Here is a 14,498-nt window from a genome sequence, read left to right as displayed (position 1 = left end):
ATTCATGATACGATAGACAGGGAATGATGGAGTGCCCGGGAAGTCTCGAAGGCGGGATGAAGGCCGGGGGTGACCCGGCAGGATGAAAGGCGGGGGCGTAGCCCATGTGGCTGGTGATTTTGAAGATCTTACTGGTGATTGTGAGCTTGGCCCTCATCGGGGTGGTTCTCATGCAATCCGGCCGGAGCGCTGGGTTGTCCGGAGCAATCGCCGGGGGCGCCGAGCAGCTGGTCGGGCGCAAAGCCAGGGGTATCGATGCGGTGTTGGTGAAAGCGACGACGATGTTGGGCACTGTATTTTTTATCCTGGCGCTCGTCGTTGCGTGGTTGATTGCCCGGGGATCTTGAAAGGGAAGAGTTTCATAGGGGATGGGAAGAGAGCAGCCGTCCGCTCCGCGGGCGGCTTTGTCTTCGAGAGGAGGGTCGGGGTGAAGGAAGACCAGGAATTTACGGAGGCGTCGCCCGAGCCGTTTTTCTTCCCCGGGGGTTCAGTGGGGATTCTGCTGGTGCACGGGTTTACCGGTTCGCCTTCGGAAATGAGACCGATGGGTCAGTGGTTTGCCCAGCAGGGGTATACCGTGGCGGGGCCGCTGTTGGCGGGGCACGGCACGTCTCCGTTAGATATGGAACGAACAGGCTGGAGGGATTGGGTGGCCTCCGCCCGGGATGCAGCGAAAAAGTTGCGGGAACGGAGTTCCCGGATCGTGGCGGCGGGCCTGTCTATGGGGGGTGCTTTGTCGTTGTATCTCGGGTCCGGGGTGGCGGGGGTTCCGGTGGATGCGGTGATCTCCATGTGTGCCCCTATCTATTTACAGGATCGGAGGGCGCACCTGGCCCGTTTTGTCGCGCCCATTCACCCGTTTCACCGGGACGGAAGCGCCGGGCATCCTCCGGAGATTCGACGGTATCTCGCCGGTTATGATATCACGCCCACCCGATGTGTCGGCGAACTGATGACCTTGATCCGGCGGACCAAGCGATTGTTGCCCGGGGTGCGAGTCCCCACCTTGGTGCTTCAAGCCCGGCGGGATCGAACGGTGCGCCCGAAGTCCGCCCAGTACATTTATGCCCGGGTTGGCACGTCCGACAAAGCGTTGCGTTGGTACGAGCAGTCCGGCCATATTCTGACTGTCGACCGGGACCGGGAAGCGGTGTGGCGGGATGTGCTCGATTGGCTGAGGGGACACGATTTGGCGCCACGATGACAAGGGAATGGGTTACAACTGGCGGGTAAGGGTGCATACTAGAACAACGAGTCGAGATCCGGTTGAGGCGTGGCGGGTCTGTCCCCCTCGGAGGGGGTGAGAGGGTGAATATGGAACAACAGATTTTATCGCTGATGAGAGAATTATCCTATAAGCCCATGGCGGCGGCGGAACTGCAGAGGGCTTTGCAGATAGAAGAAGGTGAACGGGAGGCGTTTCTGGCGCTTTTGCAGCGCATGGAGGAGAGCGGGCAGGTGGTCCGCACCCGAACCCATCGGTACGGCGTGCCCGAACGGATGAACCTTCTCGTCGGGCGGCTGCAGATGAAACAGCGGGGGTACGGTTTTGTGATCCCCGATCGACCGGGGATTCCGGACCTTTACGTGAGTTCCGGGGATCTCGGGGGCGCGATGCACGGCGACCGCGTGGTGGCACGAATCCACCGGCGGCACGGGGAACGGGCGGAGGGGGAGGTGATCCGGATCCTGGAGCGCGCCCTGCACACGGTGGTGGGCACGCTCCAATCAATGCGCTATTACGCCTTTGTTCGGCCGGACGATCGGCGGATCCCCGTGGATGTGTTCATCGCGCCGGACGATTTTGGCGGGGCGAATGACGGGGACAAAGTGGTGGTGGAGATCACCGTCTATCCCGAACGGACCACCAGTTGCCAAGGGCGGGTCGTAGAGGTGTTGGGGCGGCCGGGCGAACCCGGGGTGGACGTTTTGGCCGTTGTGCGCAAGTATGAACTCCCCGAGGAATTCCCCGAGGATGTGTTGGCGGAATCCGAACGGGTGCCCGAAACGGTTCAGAGCGAGGATCTTGTGGGGCGGCGGGATCTCCGGGATCGCGCCATGGTGACCATCGACGGGGAGGACGCGAAGGATCTGGATGATGCTGTCTCTCTCGAACGGCTTCCGAACGGCAATTGGCTGCTCGGGGTGCATATCGCCGATGTCAGTTACTACGTCAGGGAAGGGTCGGCGTTGGATGAGGAGGCCTTCCGCCGGGGTTGCAGCGTGTACCTGGTGGACCGGGTGATCCCCATGCTGCCGCCTCGGTTGTCAAACGGGATTTGCTCCTTGAATCCTCAGGTGGACCGGTTGGCCATGACCTGCGACATGGAGTGGACCCCGGACCTGCGGCGGGTGCGCCACGAGATCTACCCTAGCGTCATCCGGACCCGGGAGCGGATGACGTATACGGCGGTGCGCCGCATCCTCGAGGAGGACCCGGAGCTGGCGGCGAGATATGAGCCGCTGATTCCGATGTTCCGGCACATGCGGGATCTGGCGATGGCGCTGAGAAAGCGGCGTTTGTCCCGGGGGGCTGTGGATTTTCATTTTGACGAGACGAAGGTGATTCTGGACGACTCCGGGAAGCCCGTGGATATCGTTCGGAAGCCCCAGACTGTCGCCGAGCAGATCATTGAAGAATTTATGCTGGCGGCGAACGAAACGGTGGCCGAACATTTTCAGCGGCTGGAGGTTCCCTTTTTGTACCGGGTGCACGAAGATCCGGACCCGGAGAAAATCGAGGGTTTTAAAGAGTTTATTTGGAACCTGGGGTATGTCCTGCGGACGAAGGGGGGGCGGGCGGAACCCCGGGCTCTGCAGGAGATCCTGGAGCAGGTGCGGGGTGAGCCCGAGGAGCGGGTGGTGAACACGATTCTGCTGCGCTCCATGCGCCAAGCCCGCTATTCCCACGAGGGCCTGGGCCACTTTGGACTGGCGGCAGAGTTTTACACGCATTTTACCTCGCCGATCCGCCGCTATCCGGATCTGATGATCCATCGGGTCATCCGGGAGTGGCTGCGGGAGGGTGTCCTGCCCCCGGCGAAGGAGGCCCACTGGCGGGCGGAGATGCCGCGGATCGCCGACCAGTCATCCGAACGCGAGCGGGTGGCAATCGACGCGGAGCGGGAGAGCCAGGATCTGAAAAAAGTGGAGTTCATGCTCGATAAGGTCGGCGAGACGTTTGAAGGGATCGTCAGCGGGGTCACCTCCTTCGGGCTGTTCGTGGAACTCGAAAACTCGGTGGAGGGGCTGATCCACATCAGCTATTTGACCGATGATTATTATCGCTTCGATGACCGGCAGTTCGCCCTGATCGGAGAGCGGACCGGGCGAACCTTTCGGATCGGGGATCGGGTCAAGGTTCTGGTGGCCGGGGCGGACAAAGAGGAGCGCACCATCGATTTCCGGTTGGTGGAAGAAGTGGGAGAAGGGCGCACCGAGGAGACGGGGGACGGGGCTGCGGTGTTCCGGCCGGCGGCGGGCAGCGGCGGACGCGGCCGCCGGAAGAAGAAAGTGGCGGGGGCGGCTTCCGCAGCGGTCAGTAGAGTAGGGGAACGAAAATCGGCAGGCTCCGGTCGGAGCCGAGCCCGGGATCTGGTTCTTGTCGGCGAGGCGGTCACCCCGGGCAAAAAGAAGAAGAAAAATGGCGGGGCAAAAAAGGCGAAGGCGAAGGGAAAAAAGGGGCGGCGTCGCGGCTGAGGCGGGACCGAGCCCGGGACTGGGCCGGGGCGTAACGGCGGGGTTGCCCCGGGCGGATGCGGCGCCGGGCGGTTCCGGTCCCGGTAGTGCCATATCGGCCGGTCCCCCTTGGCAGGGCCCTTGGATGCGGTTATCATAATGGCGATACCCGGACGGGATGAGGTGGGGAAAATGGCCGGGGAAAAAGTGGTGGCACAGAACCGCAAAGCGTACCATGATTTTTTTATAGAAGACACCTTCGAGGCCGGGATTGTGCTCACCGGCACGGAGATCAAGGCGATTCGCCAGGGCCGGGCCAACCTGAAGGACAGCTACGCCCGGGTGGAGAACGGGGAAATATTTTTGCACAACATGCACATCAGTCCGTATGAGCAGGGGAACCGGTTTAACCACGACCCCCGGCGAACCCGGAAACTGCTTCTCCACAAAAGCGAGATTTTGCGGCTCCACGGCCAGAGCCGGGAACGGGGTTATGCGCTTATCCCGCTCCGGCTGTACCTGAGACACGGCCTGTGCAAAGTGGAGATCGGCCTGGCCAAGGGGAAAAAGTTGTACGACAAGCGTCAGGACATGGCCAAACGGGACGCGGCCCGGGAGATCGAGCGGGCCTTTCGGGAACGGCAGAAGTGAAGGGGATTGGAAAATGTTTGATGCCCAAACCCCTTTTCTTTATACTCCAGCCGTGATAAAATAAAATACTGCACCGGCCTTGTGCCGCCCTGTGGTTGGCCTTTGACGGGCCGGTGGCATCGGGCAAACCGCGAATCTCAAGGACCTCGGGCACACCGCCTGTCGGGGGAAGGGCTCGGGGGCAGGGGGAGCGGTCCGCCCACCACGACATGGGGGCGTATTGGTTTCGACGGGGACTGTTCGAGCATCGGCGGCGGGTCGTGGGGCTGCGGCCACGTACCAACGCGGGCGTAAAAGAAACGCGAATAAACAAGAACTCGCTCTGGCTGCTTAATGCCGGACGTTCACCGAGCGGTCGCCCGCACCGCTTGGATGGGCGCCAACTTCGCGGGCTGGTCGAAGCGCCTTTGCCTGTGGGCCTTTGACGAGATAACAGCAGGCTAGCCCGAAAGAGAGCGTGTCGTTTCGCGCTCTGACGGCGAACCTCAGTAAAACGACTACACCCGTAGAAGCCGGTGTCGCGAGGTTCTCGGACAGGGGTTCGACTCCCCTCGCCTCCAAGAAAGTGCGAAGTTGTTCGCGCTTTGTTGGAGACGTGGGGAGTTTTGTTTGCAGTTCCTCCTGATTTTCCGCGACTCGGCTTAAATGCGCCGCGGCCGTCCCGCCCAGTAGGGTTCCCGCAACAGGCGGCGCACCACTTTGCCGACCGCGCTCTTGGGGAGATGGTCGACAAACTCGATCGAATGGGGGCGTTTATACCCGGCCAAATATTTTCGGCAATGCTCGATCAGCGCCTCTTCGGTTGCGCTTTGCCCTTCTTTCAGCACCACAAATGCCTTTCCCACTTCGCCCCATTGATCGTGGGGAATGCCCACCACTGCGGCCTCCAACACTGCGGGATGCTTGTACAAAACTTCCTCGACTTCCCGGGGATAGATATTGAACCCGCCGCTGATAATCATGTCGGACTTTCGATCGACCAGATAGACATATCCCTCGGTATCGACGTACCCCATATCGCGGGTATGAACCCATCCGTCTTTGATCGTATCCGCGGTCAGTTCCGGTGCCTGGAAATAGCCGATCATTTGCTGGGTCGAGCGGACCGCGATCTCGCCGATTTCGCCCGGGGGTACCGGTTTTCCCTGTTCATCAAGAATTTGAAGCTCGGTAACGGCGGTCGGCCTTCCGCAAGAGAGGAGGATGTGTTCGGCTTGCGGGTCGGACAACGCGCGCTTGTGATCGTCGATGTCCAAGACCGTTAAAATCAGCGGACATTCAGTTTGTCCATAATATTGAATAAATATATGCCCCCATAAGCTGATCGCCCTTTTCAGGGTCTCGGACGGCATCGGCGAGGCACCGTAAATGATTTGACGAACCGAAGCAAAAGATACATCGGCCACGTCAGGGTGTGCCAAGAGCATGGTGATCATTGTCGGGACGAGGTTGAGGGTTGTCGGCCGAATACGTTTGACCGCTTCAAGGAACTCCGCCGGCTTAAATCCGGGCAAAATCGCGTTGGTCGCACCGCGAATCCAGTGCGGCAGGACGAGGGTGCCGGATGCGTGGGTGAGTGGTGCGGCGTGCAGCATGATATCGCCGCGATCGATTCGGATAGCCGTTAAAATATTGGTGGTGATTGCGCTCCAAGTGCCTTGGGTGTGCACAGCCGCCTTCAACTGTCCTGTGGTGCCCGACGTGTACTGAATCGTTACCGGGTCGGTTTCGGACAGTTTCACGCTCGGTTCATCATCGGTATAACGCACCATTTCTGCTTGCGCGGCCAGCATCCAGTCCGCATTCGCCATACCCTCGATGAGGATCGGCCACCGGAGCGTCGGAACATGTTGCCGCAAGTGATCCGCCTGTTGAGTAAAATTTTCGGAAAAGATCAGTGCTTTTGCTTCGGTTTCCCGTACCATGTGTTCCAGCTCGCGGAGCGACAGCCGGGTATTGAGCGGAACCCGTACCAACCCGGATAGAATCATCGCGAAATCAATCGCCACGCTGTGCGCCGAGTTGGCCAACAAGAATGCCACGCGATCGCCTTTTTGAAGTCCCAGATGAAGCAAGAAATTTGCCAACCGGTTGGCGTAGCCGTACACTTCCGAAAATGTTAGTGACGTATCGCCGAACCTGACGGCATGTTCATTGGCAAAATAGACGGCTCCCCTGCGGATCAATTCGCTCGCGATCATCATTCCCTCGATCCCTCTCTCCATCGCGTTTTCCGATTCAACGTTTTGACGGTGAACTTTGCCGGTTACCAAGGTCGACACGGGCGTTCAGGTCCTGCGGGAATCCTTCCGCTTGCGCTGCCGAAATCGGTCGAGTCCTTCTCGCGTTTCCTCGCTGCGGACGTGCGGCATGCCGAGTTGGGTTTCGATGCGCAGACTTTCCTCAAGGGACAAACCCCAGCCTCGCAGTGCCGCCTGCTTGTCTGTCCGGAGCGAACCTTGCGGATAGGCGGCAATCTGTTCGGCCAGAGCAATCGCCCGGTCCTGCAGTTGATCCGGTTCGGTGATTTCGGTGACAAAACCCCAATCATATGCGGTCCGGGCGTCGATTCTTCGCCCGGTCAGCATGAGGTCCATCGCACGCCCCCAGCCCAGGATGCGCGGCAATCGCTGCGTTCCCCCGTCGACCAGCGGCACATTCCATCGGCGTTCGAGTAACCCAAACTCGGCGTTGGACGATGCGATGCGGATGTCACACCAGGCCGCCATCTCCATACCGCCCGCAAAGCAGTAGCCGTTGATCGCGGCGATGGTCGGTTTGAACACGTCGGTGAGTCGGGTAAAGCCGAGATATCCTCGACCGCTGTACACGAAGTCGGGGTCATATTGATCTTCGGGTCCGAGCGTGTCCACCGCGGCCAAATCCGCGCCCGTGCTGAAAGCGGTGCCCGCCCCGGTGAGAATCGCCACCAACGCTGCCGGATCATCGCGGAACCGCGTCCAGGCCGCATAAAGTCCCTCCGCCGTTTCGCCGTCGATACAATTCAACTTTTCCGGGCGATTGATGGTGATGACCGCCACGGACCCCCGGTGTTCATACGTCACTTTATCCGTCATGGGTCGGCTCCACTCCTTTGATGTTTTCGCTTCGGGTCGTTTCTTCCCGGTTCGTTTCGGCCGACAACTCCCCGTATTTTGTTTCAGCGGCATGAATGGCTTCGACCAGATCGGCCTCCAACAATTTTAGCTCGGCGATGCGATGGCGCACCTCTTCCAGATGTTTGTAGGCATAACGCAACCCTTCTTCGTACTGGCGCTTTTCCGTCGGATCAATGTCGTAGAGTTGGATCAAAACGGCGATTTCCCGCAAGGAAAAGCCGAGCATCTTCCCGCGAAGGATCATTTTAAGCCTGGCCCGGTCGCGACGAGAATAGATGCGGTGGTTGCCGGCGGTGCGGCGGGGCTGAACAAGTCCGAGTTCCTCATAATACCGAATCGTTCTCGGACTGATCTGAAACTCCTGAACGAGGTCGGAAATTTGGTATTCTCGTGGTTCCGACGGCACGCGTGTCCCTCCCCCCTTGCTTTTTGATCGTTTGCCGATTATAGCGCAAATTAACGTTTCCATAAAGTATATAACGTCAAGATAATGAATAGTGAAATATGCGAAGTCGGTGTAAAAAGTGGCGCTCGTCTGTAGACTGAGCGCCGACTTCGCATATTTTGCTTGGACTGAACCGCGGTCGTTAGCTGCTATGGGGAATCAATCTTCGCCATTCCTCGCGAAAGTATGTCCTGCAAGTGGTTTCATGGCAAAACCCTGGAATTGCATGGGCGCAGATACCGTTGTTGTTCCGTCTGTGCGCATACTTTCCCCCTCCCCATTCCACGGGCTGATCATCCACCGCTATGCAGTTTTGAGGATGGGAGCCGCCCGCGTCAGATGACCCACCCCGCAACGGGGACACACTGTGAAATCCTTGCCCGTCAACTGGATAAACAGTTCAACCGCAGACAGTTTGGGAACCGGCATGCAGTTGCTCTTCGTTAACCTGCGGCAAAGGCTCAGCTTCGTCTTTCGGTTTCTGGGACTGAGCAATCCGTAGTGCCGAATTCTCGTAAACCCCTTGGGTAAGACATGCATCAAGAACCTGCGGATGAACTCTTCAGCCGTCAATGTCATCTCTTTTTGCCGATTTCCATCCCGGTAGTCCCGCCACCGGAAGGTGACTTTCCCGTCTTCCGCGCGAAGAATCCGCTGATTGGAAATCGCCACCCGATGCGTGTAGCGTCCGAGATACTCCACCACATGAGCCGGCGTCTTAAACGGCGGCTTGCAATAGACCACCCATTCCTTCTGGTAGAGGGAGGACATCCATTCCCGAAAGCGGTCCCCGTCCCGCAGGGGCTCCAAGGAACCATGGAGTGCAAGCGTTGCACGCTTGAGATGGAACAGAAACTTGCCCCGAAATTTACGCGAGAGCACCTTGATGGGGAGGAAGAACTTCTTGCGGGAGTTCACCCAGCGTCCGTCTGTCGTCAGCCCGCCTCCCGGAACAATACAGTGCAGGTGCGGGTGGAGCATGAGGTTCTGCCCCCAGGTATGCAGGACGGCCGTAAAACCGATCTGCGCCCCTAAATAGGTGCGGTCCGCCGCTAACTCCGTTAGGGTTTCCGAAGCGGCCTTGAACAAGAGGTTGTACACCACCTCGGGGTTCTGGTAGGCAACGGGATTCAGCTCCTCCGGAAGGGTGAACACAACATGAAAGTACCCGACCTGCAGCAAGTTCGCCTTCTGGGCTTGGATCCAGCGTTCCTTGGTCAGGGTTTGACATTTGGGACAGTGACGGTTGCGGCAGGAATTGTAGGAGATATGCGTGTATCCGCAATGGTCACACTCATCCACATGTCCTCCCAAGGCGGCGGTGCGGCAGTTCTGGATGGCCCGGACCACTTTCCCCTGTTCGAGGGAGAGCGGGTGCCTCTTTGCGTAGGAGTCAGCATACTGGGCGAAGATGTCTTGGAGTTCAGGCATGGGCACTGATGTTCCCTTTATCCGTGGATGGCGGGCGATCAAGTGGACTAAGCATCCCAGAGGTGACATTTGCCAAGTGCAAATACACCGTCGTGGAACGGATGCTGGCATGTCCCAGCAATTCTTTGATTTGCAGCAGGGAAACTCCATCCTCCAACAAATGGGTCGCAAACGAATGGCGCAAGGAGTGGATCGAGACCTCTTTGGAGATTTGCGCTCGCTTCAGCGCATCGCCAAAGGCACGGGATATGGCCGCTGAGGTGATGTGAGCCAGCGAATACGTGCCCAGGAACAGCCAGCCTTCCGGATGGGTCGGACGATACGCTTTCCAGTACTCCCGCAACAGTTGCAGAGCGGTGTGGGAAAGCACGGTGTACCGGTCCTTGGCTCCCTTGCCTCCTTGGACAAACACCCGCATGGTGCGGGAATCGATGTGTTGGGTTTTGATGGCGGCCGCTTCGCTCACGCGCAATCCAGAACCGTAGATCAAAGCAAACAGCGCCTTGTGCTTTAGGTTGTGGCAATGCTCCAGAATGGATGCGATCTCTGGGCGGCTCAACACCTGCGGGAGGGTTTTCGGCATTTTCTGGCGTGGAATTTGCAAAGGATTAAAGGTACGATTCAAAGTGACTGCAAAAAGAAACCGCACCGCCGCGTTGTAGACGTTGACCGTCGCCGCAGAGCGCTTTTTCTCGCAGATGAGGAACAACAGAAACCGACGGGCATCTTGGACATCCAGTTGATCCACCGGACGTTTGCAAAACTCGAGAAAGATCCGGGCGGCACGGGTATAGACGTCGACGGTGTTCGGTGACAATCCTCGCAGTCGAAGGTCCTCCGTCATCTGCTGAAGCACGTGCTGATGGGCTCCCATAGGGCACTCTCCTCCTATTGTTGCATGGGGATGCATGAATAGGATAGCGAGAGTTACGTAAAGAGTCCAAACAAACTTGTATCAGACAGGGTGACGGAGGGAGGGGTCTTTTCCACCGCGCTAGCGGTTTAGTCCAATATTCAATACTCGTCTGCTTCGTATAATCATTCCGATTATCAGGCCGGTGAATGCGCGATTATGATAAAATAAACGCATAAAATACTTTTGATCGGTCAAGTTAAAAAGATGTTGGGTGCATCGGTCGACCGGGTTCGCACACGGGATTGCGAAGATGTGCGGAGCGCAAATCGAAGTCATCGCCGAGAAAGAACCGGGAGGCGCCCACAGCGATCTGGTCCCGGATCTTTTTCCATAGTGAAATCGTTTTCCGCGCGGTTACATGGAGCAGGAGGCGGCCGAACGGTTCCCAATCGGTTTCGGGAGTGGATGAAAGGTGCCGAAGACGCGGGGAAAGGCGAGCAGTTTCACGGTTTGTGGGGAAATGACTCGCGCGATCCCGGCGGATGCAAGCGGCCGACTGGACGAAGGGAGCGCATGTGGTGATGAATAATCTGTATGACTACGCCCATGGTCTGGCGAGAGCACTTCGGGAAAGCGAGTGGCATCGGAAACTGGAAGAAGCGCGGGATCGACTGCAGGCCGATCCCGAAGCCCGGCGGGATCGAGGTTTGCCGTCATCATGGATGATATTCAGCGGATTCTTGCAGAGGCCGTGAAGCCGGTGTTTGACTTGCCGAGCCCGGAGAATGACGGCGGACGATGATGAACTCGGATGAAGATGGAGTCATCGGCGGCGTCCCCTTTGATAAACCATGTTCCCGATCCCATAAAGGACAAGTGCAGCGGCAACGGCCGGCGGAAGATCCTGTTGCCCTCCCGGCACAGGAAGGCCGGCTTGGAGCCGCGTGTCGACCAATGGGTCCTGCAACATCGCACGCACTCCCAGCAGCGCAACAAAACCGGCCGCAACGATTTGCAACAGGGGTATCTGTTGCATGGTTCTGGTGATGATGGGTAGAAACGACAGGAGCAGCAATAAACTTAAACCCGTTCCAATCGCGATGGTCGCTAAGTCTTTGGATATGAGTGCCAATACCATCATGTTGTCGACGCTCAGGGCCAGGTCTGCCAGAACGACGGAAGAAAGAAGTTGCCACAAGGGCGGACCGCTTCCTCCCCGGGTGCCGGGGATATGGGTCATTTTGCACGCGATGCCGAGAACCATGCCGCCCAACGCCAGTTGCAAGCCCGGAACTTGGGGTAACCGGTGCAGTCCGGCGATCAGCCCGGTCCGGACGGCCGTCAGTGTGAACGTCGATATGACGGCAATGGCGACGAGGTGCGAGGAGCGCCGGACAATCCCGGCGACGACGATGATGTTGTCCACGCTCATGACAAGATTGACCATAAACACCTGCACAATGGTACGCATACCGGCCCACCCACGTCTAGTCGAGATTTTTCTGCACGCGGAACGGAATCAATCGTCGGGCTCCCGTTCCCACATGAACTTCGATAAAGGGTATGCGTATGTCAGTCCGATGAAGACCTTTCGTTCCGTGGGTCGTGATAAGATGGCGGTTAGTTCTTAAACGTGGGCGGTGTCGGCGGGGCCGAACCGATGAGCCGGGCAGACAAGCGGGGATGTCGCCTTAGTCGGGTTTCCCGGGAACATGAAAGCGGTTCAAAAAATGGAAAGCCGGTTCAGCAGGTCCCGCAAAGGGTCGATGATGGGTTGCGCCGGCACTTGCTCACTTTCTGACACGGTCTCGGCCGCCACCGTTAAAACGGAACGATTGGTGTCGGAAGACTTCGGGTTTTCCGCAGGGACCGACACAAACAAGGAGAGGTGGCGGTGGAACTGAGCGCTGTTTCCAGTCTGACAATTTTCAACCGTGACGGAAAGTTTGTCGCCGACAGCCGGGAGATCGCAGACATGATCGGAAAGCGGCACAATAATTCTTTTGCGAGATATTGAGGGGAACGGCTACCGAGTCAACGATTTTCAACGGCAGCAACCGGAAATCGACATGATTGCAGCCTTGAAGGCGAAGTTTCTGAATTCCGCCACGAACCCAGCTCAGTTACATCTGTCTTGGGGATGGGCGGTGGCTCGGGCCCTGGGAACTTCCAACGCGTGGGTGGCTTCTTCTTCGGTAAGAGGCGTCGTTGTCTACACTCCTTAACTTCCTTCCATCTTCGCGGAAACGTGGAGTAATTGAGGGATCGTTACGAACGAATATCCTTGGTTCCGCAAGTTGGAGATGATCCGGGGTAACGCTTCCACCGTGTTATCCAAGCGTTCTCCGCGGCCACCGGCGCAGTGTTCCAGAATGATACCGCCAGGGGTGATTTCCTTTCGGACATAGTTCATGATCGTGGGGACCGGGGTGCCCGCCCAGTCGCGTGTGTCCACGCTCCAGTCGATGATTTTAAAGCCCATGCCGCCGATCGTCTGGACCAGAGCTGGCGTCAGTTCTCCATAGGGTGGGCGGAAGAGGTCCGGAGTATAGCCAACCAGCGAACGGAGCAAATCGTTCGTACGTATCAGTTCTGACCGAATCTCAGCGATCGACAGTTTTGTAAAGTTGGGATGGTCCCAAGAGTGGTTGCCCACCGCATGCCCCTCGGCGATAATTCGCCGAACCATCTCTGGATGGGCTTGGGCCCGCTGGCCAACGATAAAGAAGGTGGCGTGAATCCCTTCCCGCCGCAAGATGTCCAGGATGCGGGTGGTATAGGTAACGTCAGGACCGTCGTCGAAGGTCAAAGCGGCTTGTTTTACATTCCTCGGACCGCGATAAAAGACGATTTGCGGAAATTGGTCAGCCACTCGATGGCGGAGTTCCGGGGTGTCGATGCGGCCGGTTTTTTCCCACCCCCCTTGTAGATCGTGCGTGGTGGTCCGAACAGCGTGAGGGGCAGCGGCCCGGGGCGGGTTGGACGGCACTTGCGCTTGTGGTTGCGCGGGTAACGGTTGCGGGGGTGAAGACTCCCGAGGTGCCGGCCAACATCCGGTCACAAGCAGCGACAAAGATAAGGTTGCAGCGGCGCGCCACATGACCATTTCAAGAAACCCCTCCCGCGAGCAATTTTGTACGTTGTTAAGTTTTCCGCTCCCGGTGACGGATATGTGAGGCGGTCAGAATAGAGGTTCCCCGGTCGGGGACTCAAGTCGAGTCAGGCCCGTCTGAATTTCACATGTTTGAACCCGTAGGTGTCAAAGTCGGCTGATCATAGTGACGCAGCACATTCAATAGGCCTTGAGCGCTGAGGGCCGTGGTTCCGGCGTTGATACGGTAAAGGAGGGTGCGATCGGGTGGGTTGATCCCCGGTTTGACGGTAAAAAAGAGTCGAATTCCCAAGGATCGTGCTACATTGAGCACAGTGTCATTGTAAGCCCCATATGGGAATGCCAAAGCTTTGGGATGCGGACCGAGTTCGCGTTCGAGGCGTTCCTCAGCCAGGGCAAGGTCACTGCGGATACGCGCTTCATACTCTTGTTGAGTCTCTTTCCTACCCTTTCCTGGTAAAAAAATTGCATTGGCGGCAGCCGGCTTTTGGTGTCCTGTTGCATCGACCACCGCTAAATAATGAAGATTGTACGTATGATTGCAAAAGGTCATTCCGTCGTGCTGCATCTTCCTCATCTCCAACCAAGTAAGGTGGGGGATGGCCTTGCGGTTCAGGTTTGGAGCATCGGTATCTTGTACAATAATGAAATTTGTAGCTGGATAGTGGTGAGCTCGTAAGATCGGATAAGCGTATTTGTAAAAGCTTTCATAGCCATCGTCGAAAGTGATGACCACGGCATTATCTGGAACCGGAGCGCCACTATCGGCAAAGGCGAGAAGCTTGTTCAGTCCGATGATGTGATAACCTGCCTGCTGAAGCGCGTTCATCTGGGCGGCGAAGCGCTCCGGGGAAATGGTGAATGCACCCTCATGCGGGTCGATGTGATGATACATGAGCACCAGGACGCGGTTGCGATAATGGTATCGGGACTTGCCGAGATAGTCAGACCGACGTATTGGTTCGTTGTCGGTGCTTGCCGCCGACAACGAAGGCGTGGTAGGGGTGATCAACACGTGATGCGGCTCACTCTGATGGAGAAATATAACGCCTACTAGCACGATTAAGGCGAGAAAAACGGCGAACACGAGCCCTGCGACACCATATGGGAGTATATGTTTGTTCATGTCAATTCTCACGCCTCTCAAATCGGGAATAAGGTTTTGATTTGTTTTCCCCGAATGTTGTTCCAACTCCATAATTCTAT

Annotated in this window: 14 protein-coding genes and 1 other RNA gene; 6 read left to right on the top strand and 9 right to left on the bottom strand. The window is 57.6% G+C overall.

The annotated features are described in order from the left end of the window. The first annotated feature begins 104 nt into the window (after nucleotides 1–104). The 5 genes from secG to ssrA all read left to right on the top strand — a co-directional run bounded on the left by secG (nucleotide 105) and on the right by ssrA (nucleotide 4,890). Nucleotides 105–347 carry a preprotein translocase subunit SecG gene (gene secG, locus BTUS_RS10760; protein ID WP_013076099.1) on the top strand — a complete coding sequence of 81 codons (243 nt, stop codon included), beginning with the start codon at nucleotides 105–107 and terminating at the stop codon, nucleotides 345–347. A gap of 80 nt (nucleotides 348–427) precedes the next feature. Beyond that, complete coding sequence (locus BTUS_RS10755) at nucleotides 428–1,204, top strand: alpha/beta hydrolase (protein ID WP_013076098.1); 777 nt, start codon at nucleotides 428–430, stop codon at nucleotides 1,202–1,204. Between the two features lie 104 nt (nucleotides 1,205–1,308). Continuing rightward, entirely contained in the window at nucleotides 1,309–3,699 is a 2,391-nt protein-coding gene (gene rnr, locus BTUS_RS10750) for a ribonuclease R (RefSeq protein WP_013076097.1), read from the top strand. Nucleotides 3,700–3,870: 171 nt separating this feature from the next. Further along, nucleotides 3,871–4,329 (top strand): SsrA-binding protein SmpB, encoded by a 459-nt coding sequence (smpB, locus tag BTUS_RS10745; protein WP_013076096.1) that lies wholly within the window; start codon nucleotides 3,871–3,873, stop codon nucleotides 4,327–4,329. 211 nt (nucleotides 4,330–4,540) lie between these two features. Next, nucleotides 4,541–4,890: a transfer-messenger RNA gene (ssrA, locus tag BTUS_RS17595) on the top strand. 80 nt (nucleotides 4,891–4,970) lie between these two features. On the opposite strand, the gene BTUS_RS10740 is transcribed toward ssrA, so the two are convergent. From BTUS_RS10740 to BTUS_RS10720, 5 genes are all read right to left on the bottom strand, one after another. Further along, nucleotides 4,971–6,533: a class I adenylate-forming enzyme family protein gene (locus BTUS_RS10740; protein ID WP_013076095.1), complete on the bottom strand. Its 1,563-nt coding sequence runs from the start codon at nucleotides 6,531–6,533 to the stop codon at nucleotides 4,971–4,973. An 84-nt stretch (nucleotides 6,534–6,617) separates the two neighbouring features. Further along, nucleotides 6,618–7,406, bottom strand: a complete 789-nt coding sequence (locus BTUS_RS10735) for an enoyl-CoA hydratase/isomerase family protein (protein WP_013076094.1) — start codon at nucleotides 7,404–7,406, stop codon at nucleotides 6,618–6,620. Beyond that, nucleotides 7,396–7,854 carry a MerR family transcriptional regulator gene (locus BTUS_RS10730; protein ID WP_013076093.1) on the bottom strand — a complete coding sequence of 153 codons (459 nt, stop codon included), beginning with the start codon at nucleotides 7,852–7,854 and terminating at the stop codon, nucleotides 7,396–7,398. The genes BTUS_RS10735 and BTUS_RS10730 overlap by 11 nt, the downstream gene beginning before the upstream one ends. A 342-nt stretch (nucleotides 7,855–8,196) precedes the next feature. Further along, a complete protein-coding gene (locus BTUS_RS10725; protein WP_013075663.1) occupies nucleotides 8,197–9,324 on the bottom strand; it encodes an IS91 family transposase in 1,128 nt (375 codons plus the stop codon). Next, entirely contained in the window at nucleotides 9,317–10,198 is an 882-nt protein-coding gene (locus tag BTUS_RS10720) for a tyrosine-type recombinase/integrase (RefSeq protein WP_013075662.1), read from the bottom strand. Before BTUS_RS10720 ends, BTUS_RS10725 begins: the two co-directional genes overlap by 8 nt. A 563-nt stretch (nucleotides 10,199–10,761) precedes the next feature. On the opposite strand from BTUS_RS10720, the gene BTUS_RS18460 reads away from it, so the two are divergent. Continuing rightward, a complete protein-coding gene (locus BTUS_RS18460) occupies nucleotides 10,762–10,935 on the top strand; it encodes a YlbF family regulator (protein ID WP_169307967.1) in 174 nt (57 codons plus the stop codon). A 68-nt stretch (nucleotides 10,936–11,003) separates the two neighbouring features. On the opposite strand, the gene BTUS_RS10710 is transcribed toward BTUS_RS18460, so the two are convergent. The 4 genes from BTUS_RS10710 to BTUS_RS10690 all read right to left on the bottom strand — a co-directional run bounded on the left by BTUS_RS10710 (nucleotide 11,004) and on the right by BTUS_RS10690 (nucleotide 14,490). Continuing rightward, nucleotides 11,004–11,651, bottom strand: coding sequence for a TerC family protein (locus BTUS_RS10710; protein ID WP_013076092.1), 648 nt, complete (start codon nucleotides 11,649–11,651; stop codon nucleotides 11,004–11,006). Nucleotides 11,652–11,903: 252 nt separating this feature from the next. Beyond that, a complete protein-coding gene (locus BTUS_RS10705; RefSeq protein WP_041304156.1) occupies nucleotides 11,904–12,173 on the bottom strand; it encodes a hypothetical protein in 270 nt (89 codons plus the stop codon). Between the two features lie 228 nt (nucleotides 12,174–12,401). Beyond that, nucleotides 12,402–13,286, bottom strand: coding sequence for a polysaccharide deacetylase family protein (locus BTUS_RS10695; protein ID WP_013076091.1), 885 nt, complete (start codon nucleotides 13,284–13,286; stop codon nucleotides 12,402–12,404). A 130-nt stretch (nucleotides 13,287–13,416) separates the two neighbouring features. Continuing rightward, nucleotides 13,417–14,490 carry a polysaccharide deacetylase family protein gene (locus BTUS_RS10690; RefSeq protein WP_245543301.1) on the bottom strand — a complete coding sequence of 358 codons (1,074 nt, stop codon included), beginning with the start codon at nucleotides 14,488–14,490 and terminating at the stop codon, nucleotides 13,417–13,419. Nucleotides 14,491–14,498 lie beyond the last annotated feature (8 nt).

The organism is Kyrpidia tusciae DSM 2912, assembly GCF_000092905.1.
Taxonomy (GTDB): domain Bacteria; phylum Bacillota; class Bacilli; order Kyrpidiales; family Kyrpidiaceae; genus Kyrpidia; species Kyrpidia tusciae.
The sequence above is the reverse complement of the archived record's forward strand: the minus strand, read 5'-3'. Positions and strand labels throughout refer to the sequence as shown.

What these genes read in the sequence shown, in the direction of transcription:
- secG (WP_013076099.1), top strand. Translation starts at nt 105, where the DNA reads ATGTGGCTGGTGATTTTGAAGATCTTACTGGTGATTGTGAGCTTGGCC.
- smpB (WP_013076096.1), top strand. Translation starts at nt 3,871, where the DNA reads ATGGCCGGGGAAAAAGTGGTGGCACAGAACCGCAAAGCGTACCATGAT.
- BTUS_RS10740 (WP_013076095.1), bottom strand. Translation starts at nt 6,533, where the DNA reads ATGATGATCGCGAGCGAATTGATCCGCAGGGGAGCCGTCTATTTTGCC.
- BTUS_RS10735 (WP_013076094.1), bottom strand. Translation starts at nt 7,406, where the DNA reads ATGACGGATAAAGTGACGTATGAACACCGGGGGTCCGTGGCGGTCATC.
- BTUS_RS10725 (WP_013075663.1), bottom strand. Translation starts at nt 9,324, where the DNA reads ATGCCTGAACTCCAAGACATCTTCGCCCAGTATGCTGACTCCTACGCA.
- BTUS_RS10720 (WP_013075662.1), bottom strand. Translation starts at nt 10,198, where the DNA reads ATGGGAGCCCATCAGCACGTGCTTCAGCAGATGACGGAGGACCTTCGA.
- BTUS_RS18460 (WP_169307967.1), top strand. Translation starts at nt 10,762, where the DNA reads ATGAATAATCTGTATGACTACGCCCATGGTCTGGCGAGAGCACTTCGG.
- BTUS_RS10710 (WP_013076092.1), bottom strand. Translation starts at nt 11,651, where the DNA reads ATGCGTACCATTGTGCAGGTGTTTATGGTCAATCTTGTCATGAGCGTG.
- BTUS_RS10695 (WP_013076091.1), bottom strand. Translation starts at nt 13,286, where the DNA reads ATGGTCATGTGGCGCGCCGCTGCAACCTTATCTTTGTCGCTGCTTGTG.
- BTUS_RS10690 (WP_245543301.1), bottom strand. Translation starts at nt 14,490, where the DNA reads ATGGAGTTGGAACAACATTCGGGGAAAACAAATCAAAACCTTATTCCC.